This is a genomic window from Dokdonia sp. Dokd-P16 (assembly GCF_003095655.1).
In the GTDB taxonomy this organism is placed as follows: Bacteria; Bacteroidota; Bacteroidia; order Flavobacteriales; family Flavobacteriaceae; genus Dokdonia.
Window position 1 is genome coordinate 1,599,896 of record NZ_CP029151.1, and the last position, 20,637, is coordinate 1,620,532.

A 20,637-nucleotide genomic window follows, 5' to 3' on the forward strand; every position below is an offset into this window, starting at 1 on the left:
ATACAGCTGAAACATATGCTGTATATCCATTAAATATTAAAAAGCTCAACAAGGAATTTCTTGTTGAGCTTTTTTTAGTAGAAAAAGTATGTACAGTCTCAATTTACATATTCATCTTCATCTCCGTAATCCCTACAGGGCTAGCTTTGTCACATCTATTCATACGGCGTTGTGGTGTATACTTGAACCAAACGCTGGCTCCATCCTTCATAAAATCTTTGTCTATCGTCATGGGGTCAAAATGACGTCCATCCTCAAGTTTAATAGTCCACTCGCAATCGCCTTCTGCCTTAGATTGTACGATTGTTCCAGAAGTATATCCAGTTGTGTCAAAATCCATAAGTGCTGTTTTAGTATCCTCTGTAGCAACCGCTTCTTGACCACGGCAAGAAAAAGCCATGATTGCTACTAGTGACATACCTGTAATGTATAATCTTGTTTTCATAATTAGGTAGTTTTGTTTCCTTAAAGGTCGTTAAAATTTAGAAGAAAGCTTTAATCTGGATATTACCCGTATGAATAGTTCGTGTTTCTTCACTTTTACGCCCAAAATATGATACATTCAAATCTAAAAATTTGGTAATCCTTTTTTGTGCAATAGCATTCCAAGTAAAATTTGTTCCTGGTTGTAATCCTTCTAATATCTGATATGCAACTGGACTAAATGCGCTTCCGCGAAAATCGTTATTGATATACGTAAACTCCCCAGTTAAAGATACTTTTTCTAAATCTGCTAATGCAAAGGAGATGCCAAGATTCTGCTGGTCAAGCTGTTCCTGCTCTCCTGATGTGTTATTCTTATTTTGATATTCATAAAATAGCGAAACTCTCGACTGTTTGCCAAAGAGATATGAGAGCTTAGGATTAATACCGATATTATCGATGCTAAAACTACGAGAGATAAAATTCTCTGCACTACTCACGGTCGAGCCTAAATCTCCTTGAGCATTAAAGAGCCAGCTCTCTTTAATTTTATGTAGAAAATTGAGTTGATGACTTTGTATCTCACTTTCTTGCAGCCCTGTAGAGAGAAGAATTTTAGAGGTATTTGATAGAAATGAATAGGAGGTCGTGTAACGCTGTTTTCCTCTATTAAAAAATAAGGTATTTCTAAAGTTGACTGTAGCACCTATTTCATTGTCATCCTCATTAAATGGGTTGAGGCTAAAATCGTTATCAGTGCGCAATACTCGTTTATCTAAGATATAGCTAGACTGATTGTAAAAGTGGGAAAGAAACTTTTTTATTCCTTTAAGCCCAGACCACTGTCCGGGTTGTAGGGTGAGTTGCTGGCTTAATTTATTTTGATGAGTTCTTACAAATACTTGGTTTGGTAGTAGTATTCTCACGTAATCTGCTTGATCTTGAAACTGCGCTATCTCAAACTCATCGAGTTCTTGTATACCATCTCCGTTATAATCATTCCATGTATGGGTTCCTTGACCTTCATCTACTTGAATAAAAGTAAATTCTTGCTGAGGTTGGGTACCGCTATTGGTTTCAAAAACCGTATTAAGACGGATGATATCATTTGCAAATCGTTGATTATACAGCAATCTTGAGTTGAGCGAATTCTCATCTTCTCGTTGATCTTCATAGCTAAGATTACGGTAATTTAAAAAGAGCGAGACGTTCGTTTTCTCATTCTTTATTAATTGAGATTTTAAGTAATATGTATTGGATGTATTTACACGTGCTATGCGATTAAGTCGCACACTATCATTTACACGATATTTATATCCAGCTTCCATATAGACGTTTGTGCTGTCTCCCACGCCAGCAAAAGCTTTGTAAGCGCTAAATCGCTGACTGCTTGCCGTTATAGAGTCATTCCTTTTTGTGACTCTAACGTTGTCCTCCATGTTAAATGCAGCGCCTATCCAAGATTTTTTAAAACCATAAATGGCATTTACGTCTGCTCGTGTAAAGTTTGTATTGAGTTGCACATCATCTGTACTAAGTGTACTTGCATTAATCGCAGTTCTTAAATTACCAAGTTCCCAGTTGGCATTTAGACTGTGTCTGTAGCCATTGTAGGCGTCTTGAAAGTTTAGATGTTGAAATTGATAGGTAATTGCTCCTTGTTCTGTACGAACATAATTGAGTCCTACCGTAGTAAAGTGTTGAGTTCCTAATAAAGTTCCTCCCGCTTGAGCTAGTGAGTTCTCGACATTCCAATCTCGGTTAAATTCTATATTGTAAAGCCCTTCAATACTTCTAAAATCTTCTTGTATAAAATCCCAACTCCCAAAAGCGCGAAGGCTGGATAAACTATCCTTTTTATATAACAGCTGATTTATATCTACATGTGCAGCATAGCCATTATTATCACCGTCATCTAGTGTAGAAAATGTGTTGGTGTCATTGTTACTTCCCGCAGCTTCAAAGTTTATTGTAGTTTTTTCTGAAGGTGTGTAGCTTCCATTTATTACACCTAATTGTAGTACAGTAGGGGCAAAAAGTTGTACTTGAGGAGCAAAAGAACCTTGCGAAATACCATTTATAGGGGCAACATATTGAAATGTGCGCTGTAGCGTATTTGTCGTGCTTAAAATATAATCTCCTTGGTTTTCTCCTACATTAGTAAAGCGTACTTGAAATAAATCTTCTCCAGGATCAGCGCTAAATTCAAAAACCTCGACTCCATTTACAACTATCTGCCTGTAGAGAATCTTATTTTCATCAAAGGTATCTGAGATTGCGCTGGGAGCAATCATTTCTTGCATATCGTCACCAGCTTCTTGTAAAATAGCAACCTGTTCGGAGGTGAGATTTTGTTGTAGTGGTTGATTTTTAGCATCACTTTCTGAATATACGTGAGCAGCTATTTTGAATTTATCGCTTTCGCGAAAGCTTCCTCCTCCATACGCCAGAAAACGTGTGTAACGTCGTTCAGAAAATTGATAAGCAACATTGATACGCATCTCACTAGTGATGGGATAAGTGGCATTAAATCGTATCTCTCCAGCATTATAATCGATAATATAGTCTTCGCTCTCTCCACGTGTGAGCGGGATGCCATTAACATAAACAGTCTCACTCCCAGAAACTACTAGAACGAATAGCTCACCATTAGGCCCAGTGAGTTTATAGGGGCCTTGATTTCCTTCCTGCCCTGTAAATGTACTTTGTGTAAAAACACCTCGTACTAAAGCTCCAGAAGCATGTAGATCTGTTTGTTTATCATCTGAGTGATTCAAGGTACCCCCTAGGGATAGCCCTTGTATTTTCTTTGTAAATCTGCTGAAATAGGTGTCCCTGTTTTCTAAATTAATATCACCAGCTCTTATATTCCAGTTATCAGAAAATAGTTCAATAAACACTTGATCAAACTCATCTAGATTTTGAGAGTAGCCACCTTGCTGGCTAGGTATATTTGCATCTTGTATAGAAGCGCGTAAGGTAACGCGCTCACTTAGCTTTCCGCTTATTTGTAAGTCAAGCTCTGAGTTCAAGGTACTGTTTTGGCTATTGCCTACAGCAACTCCTCTTAAGATGCTTCCGCTCACGTTAAGGCCAGAAAATGGAGTGACAGTATTTGTTCTTCTGTCTTCACCTAAACTTATAATCTTGTCGAGATTGCCAGTACTCGTCACAATCTGGTTAGGGTCATACTGAGAATAGACACGCGTAAGAAAATCTGGATATACCTTGTAGGTTATAATGAGAGAATCTGGAAGTATTCCATTTTTCGCGCTAAGCGTAAGGATACTTTTTCCATAATCCATACTATAAGATGTGCTATCTATCCTTTTACCTTGTAGCGTAGTGATTTTAAATAAGGAAGGATTTATGCTTACAGAGTCTAAAAGCACAGAGTCTCTTACCGCAATTCTTTTGGTACGCGTTTGTTGTGCTAGAACAGCACTGGTGCATAATAGTAAAAGAACTGTGTAAAATACGCGCATCAATAGTAAAACTCTAGGCTGAGGTAAATATTACAATGACTCAAAGGTAAACTTTATAAGTTTTTTACGAGGTGTGGAAAAACCTAATTTATAACTTAGCAGCCCAATACAGCATACTATGAAAATTATCTCTTATAACGTAAACGGTATCCGTGCAGCTTTGCGCAAAGATTTTGCCACCTGGTTGCAACACACAGATCCAGATGTGGTGCTGTTGCAAGAGACAAAAGCAACACCAGATCAAGTAGATACAGCAGTTTTTGAAAGTCTGGGTTATGAGCATTACTGGTTCAGCGCACAAAAAAAAGGATACAGTGGTGTGGCTATTCTCACGAAGAAAACACCTAAAAATGTAGTGTATGGAACGGGAATCGAATCCATGGATTTTGAAGGTAGAAATATAAGAGTGGACTTTGATGATGTTTCTGTGATGAGCATGTACTTGCCATCTGGAACAAATATTGCCCGTCTAGAGCATAAACTGGAATACATGTCGTTATTACAAGATTATGTAAACGAGATCAAGCAAGATGTTCCAAATCTTGTGATAGGTGGAGATTACAATATTTGTCACGAAGCTATAGATATTCACGATCCCGTACGTAATAAAAACGTAAGCGGATTTTTACCTGTAGAGCGTGAGTGGATAAGTAACTTTATGGACAGTGGTTTTATAGACTCTTTCCGTCATCTTAACAAAGAGCCAGACAACTACACATGGTGGAGTTATCGAGCAAATGCGCGAGCAAATAACAAAGGATGGCGCATTGATTATAACATGGTAAGTGAGCCTCTTAAAAATAATATTGAACGTGCTGTGATTCTCTCTGATGCTGTGCATAGTGATCACTGTCCGCACATGGTAGAATTAAAATTATCTTAAAAAAAATGAATACAATGTTTAAAAAATCCCTTCTTATAATACTTGCGATAAGCGCACTTACTTCTTGCGTTCCTGCAAAAAAGTTTAAAGATCTTGAAGCAAGCTATAGCAGGTTGCGCAAGGATAATCGTAGCCTTGAGGATAATGTAAAGGACTTAAAAGCTGAGCTTAAAAAGACGAACGCAGTTTATGATAAAGTCTCAAAAGATTTAGGCTCAAGTATAATTAGAGTAGAGGAGTTAGAAGGGGAGTACGCTTCCGCGAAAGCTAATCTAGAACAACTACAAGCAAGTTATAACGCACTAGAATCTAATAGTAGTGCGACTATAGCCGAAAATTCTCAGAAAAACAGACAACTTCTAGCCGAACTAGAGACAAAGCAAAATGATCTTGCTGAAAAAACTGCTGCTCTTGAAGCGGAACGTACTCGTCTTGAAAAGTTACAAAAGGATCTAGCAGAACGCTCTGCGAGAGTAGATGAGCTAGAAGGTGTAATCGCAGCAAAAGATGCTACAATGAGAGCGCTTAAAGAATCTATCTCAAAAGCACTTACAGACTTTGAAGGAAAAGGACTTACCGTAGAGCAACGTGATGGTAAGGTATATGTGTCGCTAGAAAACAAGCTTTTATTTGATTCTGGTAGCTGGACCGTAGGTGCAAATGGGACAAAGGCGGTAAAGCAACTAGGTAGCGTACTTGCAGATAACCCGGACATCGCAGTGCTTATCGAGGGACATACAGATAATGTGCCTTACGGAGGTAGCGGAAATCTAGCTGGTAACTGGGATCTATCTGCTAAAAGAGCGACAGCTATTGTTGAAATTTTACGCACAAATAGGAATATAGACCCTAAAAACCTAACAGCAGCAGGCCGTGGAGAATATGCTCCCGTAGCTGAAAATGATACCGCAGAGAACAAAGCAAAAAATAGACGTATAGAAGTAATCCTAACACCTAAGCTTGATGAGGTGACTGCTTTGCTTAATGATATTGATTAGATAAAACGAGAGTTCTATAGTTGTACAAAGACGCAATGATTTGCGTCAAATCCAATACTTATGAAATACACAACAATACCAAATACAGATATAAAAGTTTCAAAAATTTGTTTGGGGTCAATGACTTGGGGTCGCCAGAACACGGAGGCTGAAGGTCATGAGCAAATGAATTATGCACTTACACAAGGCGTAAACTTTATTGATACGGCAGAGATGTATAGCGTGCCTTTTCAAGAGAAAACCTATGGTGCAACAGAAAAGGTGATAGGTACTTGGCTTGCTAAAAATAAGAACCGAGATCAGATTGTTCTTGCTTCAAAGATTACTGGACCTAGCCCAACATTTGCTTCTGTAAGAGATAATCTTGGGTTTTCTAAAGAAGCTATTGATGATGCATTGCACAAGAGTTTAAAACGTCTCCAAACCGATTATCTTGATTTATACCAACTGCACTGGCCAGAACGTAACACAAATTTCTTTGGAAAATTAGGATATGTTCATAATGATGATGAGCAGTGGAATGATAATATTGCAGAGATTCTTGAATCTCTAGACACCTATGTAAAGCAAGGAAAAATTAGAAATATAGGACTGTCTAACGAGTCTCCTTTTGGTTTGATGCGTTTTATAGAAGAAGCTAGAAAAGGTGCGCCAAAGGTGGTTACTGTTCAAAATCCTTATAATCTTCTTAATAGAAAAGACGAGATAGGACTTACAGAAGGCTTACATCGGGAGGATGTAGGTTTACTGCCGTATTCTCCTCTTGGTTTTGGTCAATTAACAGGAAAGTATCTAGACGGTTATCCAGAAGATGCGCGTGTGACTTTGTTTCCTAACTATAATCGTTACCACAACGATAATGCATTTGAAGCAACACGCCGTTATAAAAAAATTGCAGATGACCACGGTTTAAGTCTAACTCAAATGGCACTTGCATTTGTAACAGATAGGCCTTTTGTGACTGGTAATATCATTGGAGCGACGAGTATGGAGCAACTTAAAGAAAACATTGGTAGTGCAGATATTACACTTTCTGAAGAGGTTTTAAAAGCGATAGACGAGGTGCACACAGCAATACCAAACCCTGCACCATAATAAAAGTAATGTACTAGTAAACTTAAAAGACACGCTGTAAAGTGTGTCTTTTTCTTTTCACGCTTTCGCGAAAGCGTAATTATCTACTTAAAATCATGTAAATGGAACGGGCTTTATAGCAGTTTTATATAGATATCCTTGTAAGCTATCATGAGTACGTATATGAAACCAGTTACCCGTTTTTTCTAATAGCAGAACAGTGTCTCTTCTCTTCAATGTGCCTACTCTTTCTGAAGTTGAAGTTGGTGATAATCGCATCGTACCATTATTTTTAAGAACTCCTAAATTGCTAGAGAGCGAATCTAAAATTGTGGGCATTTCCGTTTGTTTAATATATGGATATGGGTTAATAGCTCCCGTACGATTATAAATGCCAAAATGTAAATGTGGAGGTGTCGTTCTGGCATTCCCAGTATTGCCTACTAACCCAAGTGTATCTCCTATTTTCACGCGCTTTCCAGTCGTAGCGATGATGCTATCTAAGTGCGCATAATAAAGGGACTGGCCAAAAATGCCATCACGTAACCACAGCTGTTTACCTCCTAGACCGCGATTACCTGTGGAGGATACCATACCATCAGTAATTGCTACGACGGGGGTTCCTCTTGCTGCGAAAATATCTACACCCTCATGGCTACGTTTACCGCCACTTCTAGAAGCTCCCCAGAAGCTTTGAATGGCCTTATTATCTTTTCCGCTTACTGGAAAGCCGTACTGTGGTGTTGTGTAAATTTTTAATGTAAAGGATGAGTTTGTGCCTATTTCAGGCTGTATGAGGAGTGTGTATAATCCTGACGCCGTAATTTTGGTAGTAAATTTTCTCTCATTAGGAGCATTAGATAATCTAGGCGTTGGATTTATTATAGAATCATTCTCCCATGTAAAAAGGTCAAGAAATATGGCGGTTGAGTCTACGTTGTTTTCAACTTCCGCATGAAAAATCTCACCTGCAGCGAGTGTGAATGTATAGCGGTAAGGGATCAAATTGTTAGAAGAATAAGTCCCTACAGTGGTATACGGAAGACCCGAGAGTACGTTTTGGTCTTTAGGTAGTACTTTTTTTTGATACGCTTTCGCGAAAGCGGAATTCCAAGAGTTATAAATACTATCATCTTTCTCAAAGCCACGAGCATAAACTTCGCGAGCCGAAGGTTGCGTGATGGCATCTGTGGCTTTTTGAATTTGATTACAGCTTATTATGGCAAGAAGTAATAAAGTGTATAGAATCTTTTTAAGCATAGCAGCTACCGTGCAGAAAAGGTGCCATGTGTATGTAAGAAACAGTCAGATGTTAACGCAATTGATTATAAATGGACGTTTTTAATTACTCCTAGAAAATGATTGAAATTTAAAGAAGAAGTTTATCCAAAAAGGTGCCTCACGACATCATGGACTTTTGCAACTTTAATCACATTGATGTGATAATTAGTGTCAGGTATTTTGCAATATTTTGAAATCACGATGCTTGTAAAACCTAGTTTTTCTGCCTCTACGATGCGTTGTTCAATACGATTTACGGGCCGAACTTCTCCTGCGAGACCTATCTCTGCCGCAAAACACATGGATTTATCTACAGGTATATCTACGTTGCTCGATAATACTGCTGCTACCACTGCAAGATCTATAGCAGGATCATCTACAGTGATTCCTCCAGTCACGTTGAGAAAAACATCTTTTGCGCCTAGTTTGAAACCTGCTCGTTTTTCTAATACAGCGAGAAGCATATTGAGTCGCTTTACATTGTATCCTGTTGAGCTACGTTGTGGTGTTCCATACACTGCAGTGCTCACAAGCGCTTGAATCTCAATCATAAGCGGTCGCATACCTTCCATCGTGGTTGCGATTGCTGTCCCGCTCAAGTCTTCATCATTTTTTGAAATGAGAATCTCACTTGGATTGCTCACCTCTCTCAACCCTGAGCCCTGCATCTCATAAATACCTAGTTCGCTAGTGCTCCCAAAACGGTTTTTGTGTGCTCTTAAAATTCTATAAACATGGTTGCGATCTCCTTCAAATTGAAGAACGGTATCTACCATGTGTTCAAGAATTTTTGGGCCAGCGATGTTTCCATCTTTTGTGATGTGACCTATAAGAATCACAGGTGTTGCTGTTTCCTTAGCAAATCGTATCAGCTCTGAAGTGGTTTCACGTATTTGTGAGATACTTCCAGCGGTACTTTCTATATGATCAGAATGTAGCGTTTGTATAGAGTCTATAATCACAATATCTGGCTGCATCTCTTCTATGTGCCTAAAGATATTTTGAGTTTTTGTCTCTGTAAGAATATAACACTGGTCGCTTTCTGGATTAATACGCTCAGCACGCATTTTTATTTGCTGCTGACTTTCCTCTCCAGAGACGTAGAGTGTTTTGTAAGGTAGCGCTAGTGATATCTGTAATAGCAAAGTACTTTTTCCTATTCCAGGTTCTCCACCTAGAAGAGTAAGCGATCCAGGAACTAAGCCACCACCTAGAACACGGTTAAGTTCTCCGTTTTTAGTATTCATTCTAGCCTCAGAAGCGGTAGAAATATCGGCAATCTTAAGGGGTTTACTGGTGCGTGTAAGTCCAGAAACCTTTGCAGTTTCAGACTTCCAGTCCTTTTTGTCTACTTTTTGTACAACCTCTTCAACAATGGTATTCCATTGCTTGCAAGCATTACACTGGCCTTGCCACTTGGCATGCTGTGTGCCACAGTTCTGACAGAAAAAGGTAGTTTTTGTTTTGGCCATAAAATGAGTAATCTGCTTGCAAAATTAGAGAATCAAACCTTCTATTAAAATTAATTTGATTTAAATAATATGTAAACTATAGCGCAAGAGTACGCTATAAAAAGTGGATATTATAAGTGATTAATAGCCAAAGTCTTGTTTGATCTGATCTGCTCTATCTAGCATTAAATCCTTAGTAAGAAATGATACTTCTTCTAGTAGAAAAGCATTTTGATATGCGCGCATTGCCTTTTTAGGTTCTCCAGATTTCTCTAGTGATAGTGCAAGGTAGTAGTTTCCTAGCATAGTTTCTGGGTATTGCTTGCGAGCAACTTTTCCAAGTTCTTCAAGGCCTTCCCAGTCTCCTTTTTTCTCTAGCGCTGTAGATGTGGCTATAAAATCATTAACGCGTATAGGGTCATCTAGGCCAAAAAGCGTTTTTACCGTTGCATACTTATCTATGAGATAATTAAAAGGAGACTCGCTAGGTAGTATCTTCTCTTTGTACTCTTTTTTACTAATAGGGCGATAAATAGAAAACATGTTTTCTAGCGCCTTTGGTATAGCGCGACCCACGAGTGAGTAGTGCGTTGCTCCGTCAAAATTGTCAAAAGTATATTGAACATTCTCATTTTGGACCTGTTTGATCTGAGCATCTAGTTGAATAATAGGATCGCGTAGTACACTTATATCGTCACTTGCGGTTGCGAGGTAATAGAATATTTTTTGCTGTGCCTGTCCTAATCTAGCAACAAGACGCTCTTCCATTTGTGGTGCGAGATCTGGACTTAAAGAAATGTATCCTTGAAAAAGTGCGGGATCTTTCATTAAATAGTAATTCATAAAATTTGCGGTCATATCATGACCTACTGCGATTCTAAAAGTACTAGTTCTGTAATTTTCATCAAGATAAGGCATTACTTCTAAGCCTAAAAATTCAAAGAAAGAAGCTCCGGTATCAGATGGGAGGTTGCTTACATCATCATAAAAGGTGTCATCATCTCTACTGTCTACTTGATTAATGCCTACTACAATTACTTGTGGCATTTCTTCCCAGTAGCTATAATAATCTACATTACCAGCCACGGGTTCAAATAGGTAGTCACCATCCATAACTACAATTACAGGATATGATTTTTCTATATTCTCGTCATAATTGCGAGGTAACTGTATTTTAAGCTGTCTGGCTGTGCCTAGAATTTCTGATTGAATCTCTTTATAATCAATTTGAGAAGAAGCTAGTACACTGTAAATACAGAGTATTAGGGTAAGTAGGTTTGTTTTCATGTGGGAATAACTTTTTAGTTATTAGGATAGTCCTAAAATATAAAAAATTACCGTCTTTTAATGAGTAGCAAGATAAGTGCGCAAATGCCGCCTATAATTACATTAAAAATAGTTTGAGTTCCCCAGAGGAGCCAGCCAAAGGTTGCACCATCCTCAAATCCAAAAAAAGTGAATATTGCCGCCATAGCTATGGGATATAAACCCATTCCTGCATTTGTAGCACTCATTGCAAATGCACCTATTACAAAGGAAGCAAGAATAACTCCTAGTGGAGCCTCTGCAGTGCCAGGTACCGTAAATTTCATGATCCAAAACATACCTATATACATACCCCATATAAACAAGGTGTGTAGTATAAATGCAGTGTTATGCTGCATGTTTAGAATACTTCTTACCCCATCAAGAAGTCCGAGTCCAAAGTTTCTAATCTTCTGAATAAAAGGATGTGAGGACTTTTTAAGTAATCGCAAGCCAAAGATTCCAGCAGTAAGACCTACAGCAAGTAGTATGATAAAACCAGTGGGGTTTGCATTTTCTTTAAAGTAAGCTATGAGTGCTGTAGATTGTAAGACTACGGCTGTAGTCATGATGAGAAGCAGTACAATAAGATCTGCAATGCGCTCTGCTACAATAGTTCCAAAGGCTTTCTCAAAAGGAATGCCGTCTGTTTTTGAAAGGCTTACACCTCTTAAAACCTCCCCAGATCTAATGATGAAGGTATTTGCAAAATAGCCAATCATAATAGCCATGAAACTGGTAATAAATTTAGGCTTGTAACTTAAAGGTTCTAGTAGGTATTTCCAGCGGTATGCTCTAGAAAAATGACTTAATAAACCAAATAGCAGCGAGATAATAATCCATAAAGGATTGACCATTTTTATTGCTTCCCACATGTCGCTGCGCTCTACCGCAGTCATTTTACTGAGTTGGTACCAAACCAAAAAAACTCCCACAAGTGGGAGTATAATTTTAAGTGCGAGACTTTTATGTTTATTACTTATCAACGTTAGTTGAGCAAGTTTGTTTCTTCATTAGGGAAGCATAAAGTAGGTTTAAACTTTTTAGCTTCTTCTACTTCCATAAAGGCGTATACAATTAAGATAAGCGTATCTCCTTTTGCAACTTTACGAGCAGCAGCACCGTTTAGGGTGATTTCTCCACTCTTTCTTGGTCCAGGGATTGCATACGTCTCAAGACGTTCTCCGTTTGTTACGTTTACAATTTGTACACGTTCTCCTTCAATTATGTTTGAAGCGTCCATCAAGTCTTCATCAATGGTAATACTTCCAATATAATGTAACTCGGCACCCGTTACTTTAACGCGGTGTATTTTTGATTTTACAACATTTACTAGCATAGTGCAAAGGTAATAATAAGTTTAATTTAGGGCTATATTATCTATTAGTCTAATCTCACCAGCATAAACGGCAAGAAAAGCTCGGTATTGTTGGTTTTTACGCTTTCGCGAAAGCGTACTTAAATTTTTGATATTTGCAATCTCAAAGTATTCAAGTTCGAGACCTTCTTTTTCCTCAAAAACCGTTGAAACATATTTTTTCAATTGTAATGCAGATTGTGAGTCAAAATTATTCTTCACATACTGCAGCACTTCATAAATAAAAGGCGCAATAGCAAGTTGATTCTCAGTAAGTCGTGCATTACGACTGCTCATTGCGAGACCATTTTCTTGTCTATGTATAGGGCAACCTATGATTTTTAAAGGTAATTTTTCTTTTTCTACAAGCTTACGCACAATGGCAAGCTGTTGATAATCTTTCTCTCCAAAATATGCTTTATCCGGATTTACTTGTCTAAAAAGGAGATTTAAAACAGTCCCTACACCATCAAAGTGTCCTGGCCTGTGCTCTCCCTCCATAACCTTCTCTATGGCTCCAAAGTTATATGGGGTAGAGGAAACCTTATTCCCATAAACTTCCGTAGCAGTTGGTGCGTATACTACCACTTTATCTCCATAATGCGCTAGAAATTCTAGATCTTTTTTAAGAGTGCGAGGATACTTGTCTAAGTCTGAAATATTATTGAATTGTGTAGGGTTAACAAAAATGCTTACTATAATTAAGGCACAATCTTTGAGTGCATAATCAATAAGTGATGCATGTCCATGATGTAGGGCGCCCATTGTAGGGACAAAACCTACGTATTTGCCATTGCTTTTTGCTTGATGAACAATCTTAGAAATCTGTTTATGAGCTGTTATTGCTTGCACTTTATTAAAATTTTAACGGGATGCAAACTTACTAATATTAAGACTAAGTGCGTAAAAATTTGTACTTTTGCGTGTTTTTTGAATAGATTAACAACCTAATTTTTACATATATGAAAGATAAGAGGATATTGTACGTGTCATCTGAAGTGATTCCATACCTCCCAGAGACCGAGATTGCCTCTATGTCGTTTGAAGCTCCTCAAATGGTTAATTCCAAGGGTGGGCAAATACGCATATTTATGCCGCGTTACGGTAATATTAATGAGCGTAGACATCAACTACACGAAGTAATTAGATTATCTGGAATGAACTTGGTTATCAATGATTTTGATATGCCACTTATTATCAAGGTTGCTTCTATACCTAAGGAGCGTATCCAGGTATATTTTATAGATAACGAAGAGTATTTTAAGCGTAAGGCGACTTTTACAGACGAAGAAGGAAATCTTTTTCCTGATAACGACGAGCGCGCCATTTTCTTTGCAAAAGGAGTTGTAGAGACGGTTAAAAAACTAAACTGGGCGCCAGATATTATTCACGTTCAGGGATGGTTAGCATCTTTACTGCCATTATATCTTAAGCATTACTATGCAAGTGAACCATTATTTGCACAAAGTAAAATAGTAACTTCTATTTATAATCAAGGATTTGAAGGGTCTCTTAATGAAGAGCTTCTTAATAAAGTTGCTTTTGATGGAATTGACCCAGAGACTATCAAAGAACTAGAAGATCCTACTTATGAAAACCTAATGAAAGTTACTATCAAGAATAGTGATGCTGCAATCGTAGGTTCTCAAGAATTAAATGAAAACTTAATGAAAATCCTTAATACGACCAAAATTCCTGTTTTGCCGTATAAGAAGAAAGAGGAGTTTCCTCAGGCTTACGAAGATTTTTACACTACTCAAGTTTTAGAAGAATAGACTAATTATGAGATTGAATAAAATACTTAAGCAAGCAGCCATGGTTGTGGCACTTGCGCTGTTGATTGTTTCCTGTGAGGATGATTTTGGTTCTATTGGAACTAGTATTGTAGGGGAGGTCAATTTTGATACAGAGCTTGCTCAAGATTTAAAAATAGCGGCTTACAGTCGTAATTATGCTGATGCCTCAGGTTTTAATGGAGTTCAAACTAGTGGCACATCGGTTGGAGTTGTTGGTTTTTATAAAGACCCAACTTATGGTTCTACAACTAGTTCGTTGTTAACTCAAGTAGCTTTATCTAGTACTAATCCTGATTTTGGTGATGAAACTGAAATTGATTCAGTAGTTTTTTCACTTCCGTATTACTCTTCATTAGTAGAAACAGATACAGATGGAAATTCAACGTATACTTTAGACTCTATTTTTGGTAACACTCCAGGTCAAATGAAATTATCTGTTTACAGATCAAATTTCTTTTTAAATAGTCTAGACCCTGCAGAAGATTTTGAGAGCTCAGCAATATATTATTCTAATGAAATTTCTGAATTTCAAGGTGTAGAAGGAGACTTATTATTTGAGGTGCGTGATGAGAGTGGTGGTATTCAAGAAGAGGGTTTTGTGCTAGATGCTAGCGAAATCGTATTAACTACGCCAAATCTTGACGATGCTGGTAATCCAGATGGAACTAATGATGTGGATAGATTAAGTCCGAGAATTAGACTTTCATACAGAAATGGAATTGCTGCCGATGAGGCTGTTTTGGATTATTGGAAACAGGCAATTATTGACCAAGAAGGTCAAGGTACTTTGTTAAATCAAAATACATTCAATGATTATTTTAGAGGGTTATATCTTAAAGCAGAAGCTATAGATGATAAGGGGAGTGCTATTCTGTTTGATGTAGCAAACTTGAATGTCACTATATATTATTCTTTTACCAATGAAGATTCTACAACAGATGACTCTGGAGAAACAGTCTCAACAGGAACTGGAAATATTTCTTTAAGGTCTTCTGGTGTTCGCGCAATCGCTTATGAAAATGATTTTAGTCAGAGCCCCATAGGATCTACTAGTTTTAATGAGTCTCAAAATGTAATTGATGGCGAAGAAAATTTATATCTAAAAGGAGGTGATGGTAGTATTGCTTTAATTGATTTATTTGGTGCAGATGAGGACGATAATGGTGTTGCAGATCAGCTAGAGGCTTTAAGAGCTTGTAACATAATTGTAAATGAAGCAAACCTGCAATTTTACGTTCAGCAAGATGAATTAAGTGCTGGTAGTAATGGAGAGTTAGAGCCAGAGAGAGTATTTATATATGATTATGATAATAACGCTACGTTGTTAGATGCACTTATTGATAATACAACTGGAGAAGGTGGAGCTGTTAATACGAGAACAAATCACTTAGGAAGACTTTCTAGAGAGGTTGACGGTGATCTTTCAAGTAACGGCGTTAGCTATAGAGTACGTCTTACTCAGCACATAAATAATATCATTAAAAATGATTCTACAAATGTGAGATTAGCTTTATCTGTCTCTCAGAATGTAACTATTGATAATACTGCCTTGATAGGAGGGACAGGAGGTATTCAAGATGGGCAGAGAGTTCCGTTTTCTGGAGTAATCTCACCAGAGGGAACTATACTACACGGAACTGCAAGTTCTGATGAAGAAAAGAAATTAAGATTAAGATTGTATTATACAATAACAGAGGAAATTGATCCTAACAGCCCTTGTGGTTTAGCTTTAGGATTGTAATAATTTAAAGTATGTGTGGAATAGTTGGTTATATAGGGCATAGAGATGCTTATCCAGTAGTCGTTCAAGGTTTAGAGAGACTGGAATACAGGGGTTATGATAGTGCAGGAATTGCGTTATATGATGGCACTGATTTAAAGTTCTCTAAAACAAAAGGTAAAGTTGCAGACTTGCGGGCTAAACTAGAGTCAGAAATTTCTACAACAGGTGGTATAGGTATTGGGCATACAAGATGGGCAACACATGGTGTTCCTAATGATGTGAATAGCCATCCGCATTTGTCCAATTCTGGAGACTTGGTAATCATTCACAATGGAATTATAGAAAACTATGATTCTTTACGTCAGGAGCTTATAAAGCGTGGATATACTTTTCAATCAGATACTGATACAGAAGTATTAGTAAATCTTATTGAGGATGTAAAGAAAAATGAAGGAGTTAAGCTTGGTAAAGCAGTGCAAATTGCTCTTAATCAAACTATAGGAGCTTATGCAATAGCGGTTTTTGATAAAACAAAGCCTGATGAAATTGTAGTTGCTCGTTTAGGAAGTCCTCTTGCTATTGGTGTAGGAGAAGATGAGTTCTTCATTGCATCAGATGCGACACCTTTCATTGAGTATACAAACAAAACTATCTATCTCAAGGATGGTGAGATGGCGGTAATACGCAATCATAAGAAATTAAAAGTTCGTAAAATTAAAGATGATTCTTTAGTTGACCCGTATATAGAGGAGTTAAAGCTTAATCTCGAGCAAATAGAAAAAGGTGGTTATGATCACTTTATGCTTAAGGAGATTTATGAGCAGCCTCAAGCAATTAAGGATACTTTCCGTGGGCGTATGCTCGTTAAGGAAGGTATTATTAAAATGGCAGGTATTGATGATAATATAGAGAAGTTTAAAAACGCTCGACGTATTATTATTATAGCTTGTGGTACGTCATGGCACGCAGGGCTTGTGGCTGAGTATATTTTTGAAGAGTTTGCTCGTGTACCAGTAGAGGTTGAGTATGCTTCAGAGTTTAGATATCGTAATCCAGTAGTCTTTAAAGATGATGTGATCATAGCGATTTCTCAAAGTGGAGAAACTGCAGATACAATGGCGGCTATTAAACTTGCTAAAGAGCAAGGAGCGTTTGTTTTTGGTGTTTGTAATGTTGTAGGTTCTTCTATTTCTAGAATAACAGATGCAGGAGCATATACTCATGCAGGACCAGAGATTGGTGTTGCATCAACAAAGGCTTTTACTACTCAGATAACAATACTTACTCTAATCGCCTTAAGGCTTGCTCAGGCAACAGGTAAAATGGCCGATTCTGAGTTTAGAAAATATCTACAAGAATTAGAGCGCATCCCTGAAAAAGTTGAGAAAGCTTTAAAATGTAATGATCAAGCAGAGATTGTTGCTGCGCAATATAAGGATGCACCTAACGCTCTTTATTTAGGACGTGGTTATAATTTTCCAGTAGCACTTGAGGGGGCTCTCAAACTTAAGGAGATATCTTACATCCATGCAGAGGGTTATCCTGCGGCAGAAATGAAGCACGGACCTATTGCCCTTATAGACGAATTGATGCCAGTTTTTGTTATTGCAATGAAAAAGGGTCATTATGAGAAAGTAGTTAGTAATATAGAAGAAATCAAGGCGCGTAGCGGTAAGATTATTGGTATTGTTACAGAAGGTGATACGGAGGTTAAAAGACTTGCAGATCACGTGATAGAAATTCCGGAGACGCTAGAGCCTCTTACTCCAATTTTGGCTACTATTCCGTTGCAGTTATTATCTTACCACATAGCATTAATGCTTGGTAAAAATGTAGACCAACCACGTAACTTGGCAAAGTCGGTTACGGTGGAGTAATATTTTAATAATCTACTGTTTTATTTAGGGTATTTTAGAATGCTCGCCAACTAGATTATTTAATTATTTATAAAAGGACTTATTCGCTAGAAGCTGCATAAGTCCTTTTCTTTTGCACCTATTTTAAAGAAAATCAAATTATTACAGCCGCCATGTATATTCTTTAATCGCTGAATCATTGGAATCGTGAAAAGGCTTATAAAAACTTACATTTTGCATTTTTGTATAAAATATTAAACAGTATCTTTGCACCACGAAAAACGATAATTTTTTCGCTTTTATTTCGCTAAACATTAAATAGATACTAATGTCAAAAGTTACAGGTAAAGTTGCACAGATTATAGGCCCGGTAGTAGACGTCGCTTTCGAGAGCGGATCTGAGTTACCAAAAATCTACGATTCACTAGAAGTTACAAATTCAAACGGAGCACTACTTGTTCTTGAAGTACAGTCACACATTGGAGAAAATACGGTACGTACAATCTCTATGGACTCTACAGATGGATTAAGCCGTGGGGTAGATGCAGTTGCGACTGGAGCGCCTATTCAAATGCCTGTGGGTCCAGATATTTATGGACGCCTTTTTAATGTTATAGGTGATGCTATTGATGGAATGGATAACTTGCCTAAGGCAGGTGATGCTGGTTTATCAATACACCGTAGCGCACCAAAATTTGAAGATTTATCAACATCTACAGAAGTACTTTTTACAGGTATTAAAGTAATTGACCTTATTGAGCCTTATGCAAAAGGAGGTAAGATTGGTTTATTCGGTGGAGCAGGAGTAGGTAAAACTGTACTTATTCAAGAGTTGATTAACAATATTGCAAAAGGTCACGGTGGTCTTTCTGTATTCGCAGGAGTAGGAGAGCGCACACGTGAAGGAAATGACCTTTTGAGAGAGATGCTTGAGTCTGGTATTATAAAATACGGAGATGACTTTATGCACTCTATGGAAGAAGGAGGATGGGATCTTTCTAAAGTAGATAAAATGGGGATGAGAGACTCTAAAGCTACTTTTGTTTTCGGTCAAATGAATGAGCCACCTGGAGCACGTGCACGTGTTGCACTTTCAGGACTTACTATAGCTGAGTACTTCCGTGATGGAGCAGGAGAAGGACAAGGAAAAGACGTGCTTTTCTTCGTAGATAACATCTTCCGTTTTACACAAGCAGGTTCTGAGGTTTCTGCACTACTTGGACGTATGCCATCTGCCGTAGGTTACCAGCCTACTCTAGCAACAGAGATGGGAGCGATGCAAGAGCGTATTACTTCAACAAAAAGAGGATCAATTACATCTGTACAGGCGGTTTACGTACCTGCAGATGATTTAACAGATCCAGCACCAGCAACAACATTTGCTCACCTTGATGCAACAACAGTACTTTCACGTAAGATTGCAGAGCTTGGTATTTACCCAGCGGTAGATCCTCTAGACTCTACATCACGTATCCTTACTGCTGAGATATTAGGGAGCGAGCACTATAACACTGCACAACGCGTAAAAGAGTTGTTACAACGTTATAAGGAGCTTCAAGATATTATCGCCATCTTAGGTATGGAAGAATTATCTGAAGAAGATAAAATGGCAGTAGGACGTGCACGTCGTGTACAACGTTTCCTTTCTCAGCCATTCCACGTAGCAGAGCAGTTTACAGGTATCCCAGGATGTCTAGTAGATATTAAAGAAACTATCAAAGGATTTAATATGATTATGGACGGAGAGTTAGATCACCTTCCAGAAGCAGCATTTAACCTTAAAGGAACTATCGAAGAGGCAATCGAAGCAGGAGAAAAAATGCTTCAAGAAGCTTAAGAGATTTTTAATTACGCTTTCGCGAAAGCGTACTCAAAATAATATACTATGCATTTAGAAATTGTAACTCCAGAGGCATCTCTTGTAAGCGGTGAAGTATCATCGGTTACTGTACCAGGTGTAAATGGTGAATACCAAATGTTAGATAATCACGCAGCAACTGTTTCTTTACTAGGAGCAGGAACTGTAAAATTTGAAGGAAATCCTACAATTGCTGCAGGTCACGAAGGTAAATTTACCAAAGCGACAGACGGTAAATGGTCACTTGTAATTGCAAGTGGCACTGTAGAGATGAACAACAATAAAGTGATTGTGCTAGCAGATTAAAGCGCATTGAAATAAGTTTAAAAGCCCAAATTCTACCAAGAGTTTGGGCTTTTTTTGTATTAGAAAAAGTTTTAAAATGTATTATGTGTCTTTTATGGCATATTCTAGTATATCTCCTGGCTGGCAATCTAACGCTTTACATATGGCTTCCAGCGTAGAGAAGCGCACTGCTTTTGCCTTACCGGATTTAAGGATAGAGAGGTTTGCTTCTGTAATACCTACAATCTCTGCAAGCTCCTTGCTCCTCATCTCACGATCTGCCAGTACTTTGTCTAAGTTAATAGTTATAGGCATAGGTTATATAGTTAAATCGTTTTCTTGTTTCAAGAGCACACCTTTTTTGGAGATAGCAGCAAGCAACAGTATCAATTTGCCAAAAATAAAGCAAACAATAAGTCGAGGAAGTACATCTGTAATTGAAGATACATTATTGTAAAAAAACACACCAATAATCATAAAGAGAGCAGCATAAGACAACCCATAATTTAAAAATCCTTCGCCTATAAGTGTCAATTTTTTAGTGATTTCATCCGTTAATAATTCTCCATTTTTATATTCCTTTATAAGTTTATTGGATATCAGTAGCAGTTTTAGAAGATATAAATTCAGAATAGTTAGTAAAATAATAAAAATTATTGCTATCCAATTACTTGGATTATCAAAACCTTTTTTAAAGAATTCGCTTTTAATTACGTCAGTAAATTTGACAAGTTGGCTAGAAGGAAGTGTCATGGAGATCACTAAAATTGCGACAGTTTTTAGAGATATGTAGATCATTGCTATAATAACAATTATAGATAGACTACGGAGATGATATTTCAAAGTCTTTGTCATAAGTAAT

At 37.7% G+C, this 20,637-nt stretch carries 18 protein-coding genes; 8 read left to right on the top strand and 10 right to left on the bottom strand.

Going from position 1 to position 20,637, the window contains the following annotated elements:
• Positions 1-103: 103 nt before the first annotated feature.
• Both DCS32_RS07290 and DCS32_RS07295 read right to left on the bottom strand, forming a co-directional pair.
• Positions 104-445, bottom strand: coding sequence for a hypothetical protein (locus tag DCS32_RS07290; RefSeq protein ID WP_108877666.1), 342 nt, complete (start codon positions 443-445; stop codon positions 104-106).
• Positions 446-482: 37 nt separating this feature from the next.
• Positions 483-3,908 (bottom strand): hypothetical protein, encoded by a 3,426-nt coding sequence (locus tag DCS32_RS07295; protein ID WP_108877667.1) that lies wholly within the window; start codon positions 3,906-3,908, stop codon positions 483-485.
• A gap of 118 nt (positions 3,909-4,026) precedes the next feature.
• On the opposite strand from DCS32_RS07295, the gene DCS32_RS07300 reads away from it, so the two are divergent.
• From DCS32_RS07300 to DCS32_RS07310, 3 genes are read left to right on the top strand one after another with little or no spacing between them, the layout of a single operon-like run.
• Positions 4,027-4,791 (top strand): exodeoxyribonuclease III, encoded by a 765-nt coding sequence (locus DCS32_RS07300; RefSeq protein ID WP_108877668.1) that lies wholly within the window; start codon positions 4,027-4,029, stop codon positions 4,789-4,791.
• 14 nt (positions 4,792-4,805) lie between these two features.
• The gene (locus tag DCS32_RS07305) at positions 4,806-5,789 is read left to right on the top strand and encodes an OmpA family protein (RefSeq protein WP_108877669.1); all 984 of its coding nucleotides are present in this window, start codon (positions 4,806-4,808) and stop codon (positions 5,787-5,789) included.
• A 60-nt stretch (positions 5,790-5,849) separates the two neighbouring features.
• Positions 5,850-6,884, top strand: a complete 1,035-nt coding sequence (locus DCS32_RS07310) for an aldo/keto reductase (protein WP_108877670.1) — start codon at positions 5,850-5,852, stop codon at positions 6,882-6,884.
• A 93-nt stretch (positions 6,885-6,977) separates the two neighbouring features.
• Here DCS32_RS07310 and DCS32_RS07315 read toward each other — a convergent pair whose 3' ends face one another.
• From DCS32_RS07315 to panC, 6 genes are all read right to left on the bottom strand, one after another.
• Entirely contained in the window at positions 6,978-8,123 is a 1,146-nt protein-coding gene (locus DCS32_RS07315; protein ID WP_108877671.1) for a M23 family metallopeptidase, read from the bottom strand.
• A gap of 122 nt (positions 8,124-8,245) precedes the next feature.
• Positions 8,246-9,616: a DNA repair protein RadA gene (gene radA, locus DCS32_RS07320; protein WP_108877672.1), complete on the bottom strand. Its 1,371-nt coding sequence runs from the start codon at positions 9,614-9,616 to the stop codon at positions 8,246-8,248.
• A gap of 120 nt (positions 9,617-9,736) precedes the next feature.
• Complete coding sequence (locus DCS32_RS07325; protein WP_108877673.1) at positions 9,737-10,882, bottom strand: alpha/beta hydrolase; 1,146 nt, start codon at positions 10,880-10,882, stop codon at positions 9,737-9,739.
• A gap of 47 nt (positions 10,883-10,929) precedes the next feature.
• Positions 10,930-11,835: a lysylphosphatidylglycerol synthase transmembrane domain-containing protein gene (locus tag DCS32_RS07330; protein WP_108879258.1), complete on the bottom strand. Its 906-nt coding sequence runs from the start codon at positions 11,833-11,835 to the stop codon at positions 10,930-10,932.
• A 53-nt stretch (positions 11,836-11,888) separates the two neighbouring features.
• The gene (panD, locus tag DCS32_RS07335) at positions 11,889-12,239 is read right to left on the bottom strand and encodes an aspartate 1-decarboxylase (RefSeq protein WP_013750424.1); all 351 of its coding nucleotides are present in this window, start codon (positions 12,237-12,239) and stop codon (positions 11,889-11,891) included.
• A gap of 21 nt (positions 12,240-12,260) precedes the next feature.
• Positions 12,261-13,109 (bottom strand): pantoate--beta-alanine ligase, encoded by an 849-nt coding sequence (gene panC / locus DCS32_RS07340; RefSeq protein WP_108877674.1) that lies wholly within the window; start codon positions 13,107-13,109, stop codon positions 12,261-12,263.
• Positions 13,110-13,219: 110 nt separating this feature from the next.
• On the opposite strand from panC, the gene DCS32_RS07345 reads away from it, so the two are divergent.
• The 5 genes from DCS32_RS07345 to DCS32_RS07365 all read left to right on the top strand — a co-directional run bounded on the left by DCS32_RS07345 (position 13,220) and on the right by DCS32_RS07365 (position 19,796).
• A complete protein-coding gene (locus DCS32_RS07345; RefSeq protein ID WP_108877675.1) occupies positions 13,220-14,032 on the top strand; it encodes a glycogen/starch synthase in 813 nt (270 codons plus the stop codon).
• Positions 14,033-14,039: 7 nt separating this feature from the next.
• Positions 14,040-15,794 (top strand): DUF4270 domain-containing protein, encoded by a 1,755-nt coding sequence (locus tag DCS32_RS07350; protein ID WP_108877676.1) that lies wholly within the window; start codon positions 14,040-14,042, stop codon positions 15,792-15,794.
• Between the two features lie 11 nt (positions 15,795-15,805).
• Positions 15,806-17,653, top strand: a complete 1,848-nt coding sequence (gene glmS, locus DCS32_RS07355; protein ID WP_108877677.1) for a glutamine--fructose-6-phosphate transaminase (isomerizing) — start codon at positions 15,806-15,808, stop codon at positions 17,651-17,653.
• Positions 17,654-17,960: 307 nt separating this feature from the next.
• Positions 17,961-19,469, top strand: a complete 1,509-nt coding sequence (atpD, locus tag DCS32_RS07360; RefSeq protein ID WP_108877678.1) for a F0F1 ATP synthase subunit beta — start codon at positions 17,961-17,963, stop codon at positions 19,467-19,469.
• A 48-nt stretch (positions 19,470-19,517) separates the two neighbouring features.
• Positions 19,518-19,796, top strand: a complete 279-nt coding sequence (locus tag DCS32_RS07365) for a F0F1 ATP synthase subunit epsilon (protein WP_108877679.1) — start codon at positions 19,518-19,520, stop codon at positions 19,794-19,796.
• 81 nt (positions 19,797-19,877) lie between these two features.
• Here the strand turns inward: DCS32_RS07365 and DCS32_RS07370 are convergent, their stop codons facing one another.
• Together DCS32_RS07370 and DCS32_RS07375 are read right to left on the bottom strand one after the other, a co-directional pair.
• Positions 19,878-20,090 carry a helix-turn-helix domain-containing protein gene (locus DCS32_RS07370; protein ID WP_108877680.1) on the bottom strand — a complete coding sequence of 71 codons (213 nt, stop codon included), beginning with the start codon at positions 20,088-20,090 and terminating at the stop codon, positions 19,878-19,880.
• 3 nt (positions 20,091-20,093) lie between these two features.
• Entirely contained in the window at positions 20,094-20,630 is a 537-nt protein-coding gene (locus tag DCS32_RS07375) for a DUF2975 domain-containing protein (protein WP_108877681.1), read from the bottom strand.
• Positions 20,631-20,637: the final 7 nt, after the last annotated feature.

Excerpts from the sequence above, each read along its gene's own strand:
- DCS32_RS07290 (WP_108877666.1), bottom strand. The coding sequence starts at position 445 with ATGAAAACAAGATTATACATTACAGGTATGTCACTAGTAGCAATCATG.
- DCS32_RS07295 (WP_108877667.1), bottom strand. The coding sequence starts at position 3,908 with ATGCGCGTATTTTACACAGTTCTTTTACTATTATGCACCAGTGCTGTT.
- DCS32_RS07300 (WP_108877668.1), top strand. The coding sequence starts at position 4,027 with ATGAAAATTATCTCTTATAACGTAAACGGTATCCGTGCAGCTTTGCGC.
- DCS32_RS07305 (WP_108877669.1), top strand. The coding sequence starts at position 4,806 with ATGTTTAAAAAATCCCTTCTTATAATACTTGCGATAAGCGCACTTACT.
- DCS32_RS07310 (WP_108877670.1), top strand. The coding sequence starts at position 5,850 with ATGAAATACACAACAATACCAAATACAGATATAAAAGTTTCAAAAATT.
- DCS32_RS07315 (WP_108877671.1), bottom strand. The coding sequence starts at position 8,123 with ATGCTTAAAAAGATTCTATACACTTTATTACTTCTTGCCATAATAAGC.
- radA (WP_108877672.1), bottom strand. The coding sequence starts at position 9,616 with ATGGCCAAAACAAAAACTACCTTTTTCTGTCAGAACTGTGGCACACAG.
- DCS32_RS07325 (WP_108877673.1), bottom strand. The coding sequence starts at position 10,882 with ATGAAAACAAACCTACTTACCCTAATACTCTGTATTTACAGTGTACTA.
- panD (WP_013750424.1), bottom strand. The coding sequence starts at position 12,239 with ATGCTAGTAAATGTTGTAAAATCAAAAATACACCGCGTTAAAGTAACG.
- DCS32_RS07345 (WP_108877675.1), top strand. The coding sequence starts at position 13,220 with ATGAAAGATAAGAGGATATTGTACGTGTCATCTGAAGTGATTCCATAC.
- DCS32_RS07350 (WP_108877676.1), top strand. The coding sequence starts at position 14,040 with ATGAGATTGAATAAAATACTTAAGCAAGCAGCCATGGTTGTGGCACTT.
- glmS (WP_108877677.1), top strand. The coding sequence starts at position 15,806 with ATGTGTGGAATAGTTGGTTATATAGGGCATAGAGATGCTTATCCAGTA.
- atpD (WP_108877678.1), top strand. The coding sequence starts at position 17,961 with ATGTCAAAAGTTACAGGTAAAGTTGCACAGATTATAGGCCCGGTAGTA.
- DCS32_RS07365 (WP_108877679.1), top strand. The coding sequence starts at position 19,518 with ATGCATTTAGAAATTGTAACTCCAGAGGCATCTCTTGTAAGCGGTGAA.
- DCS32_RS07370 (WP_108877680.1), bottom strand. The coding sequence starts at position 20,090 with ATGCCTATAACTATTAACTTAGACAAAGTACTGGCAGATCGTGAGATG.
- DCS32_RS07375 (WP_108877681.1), bottom strand. The coding sequence starts at position 20,630 with ATGACAAAGACTTTGAAATATCATCTCCGTAGTCTATCTATAATTGTT.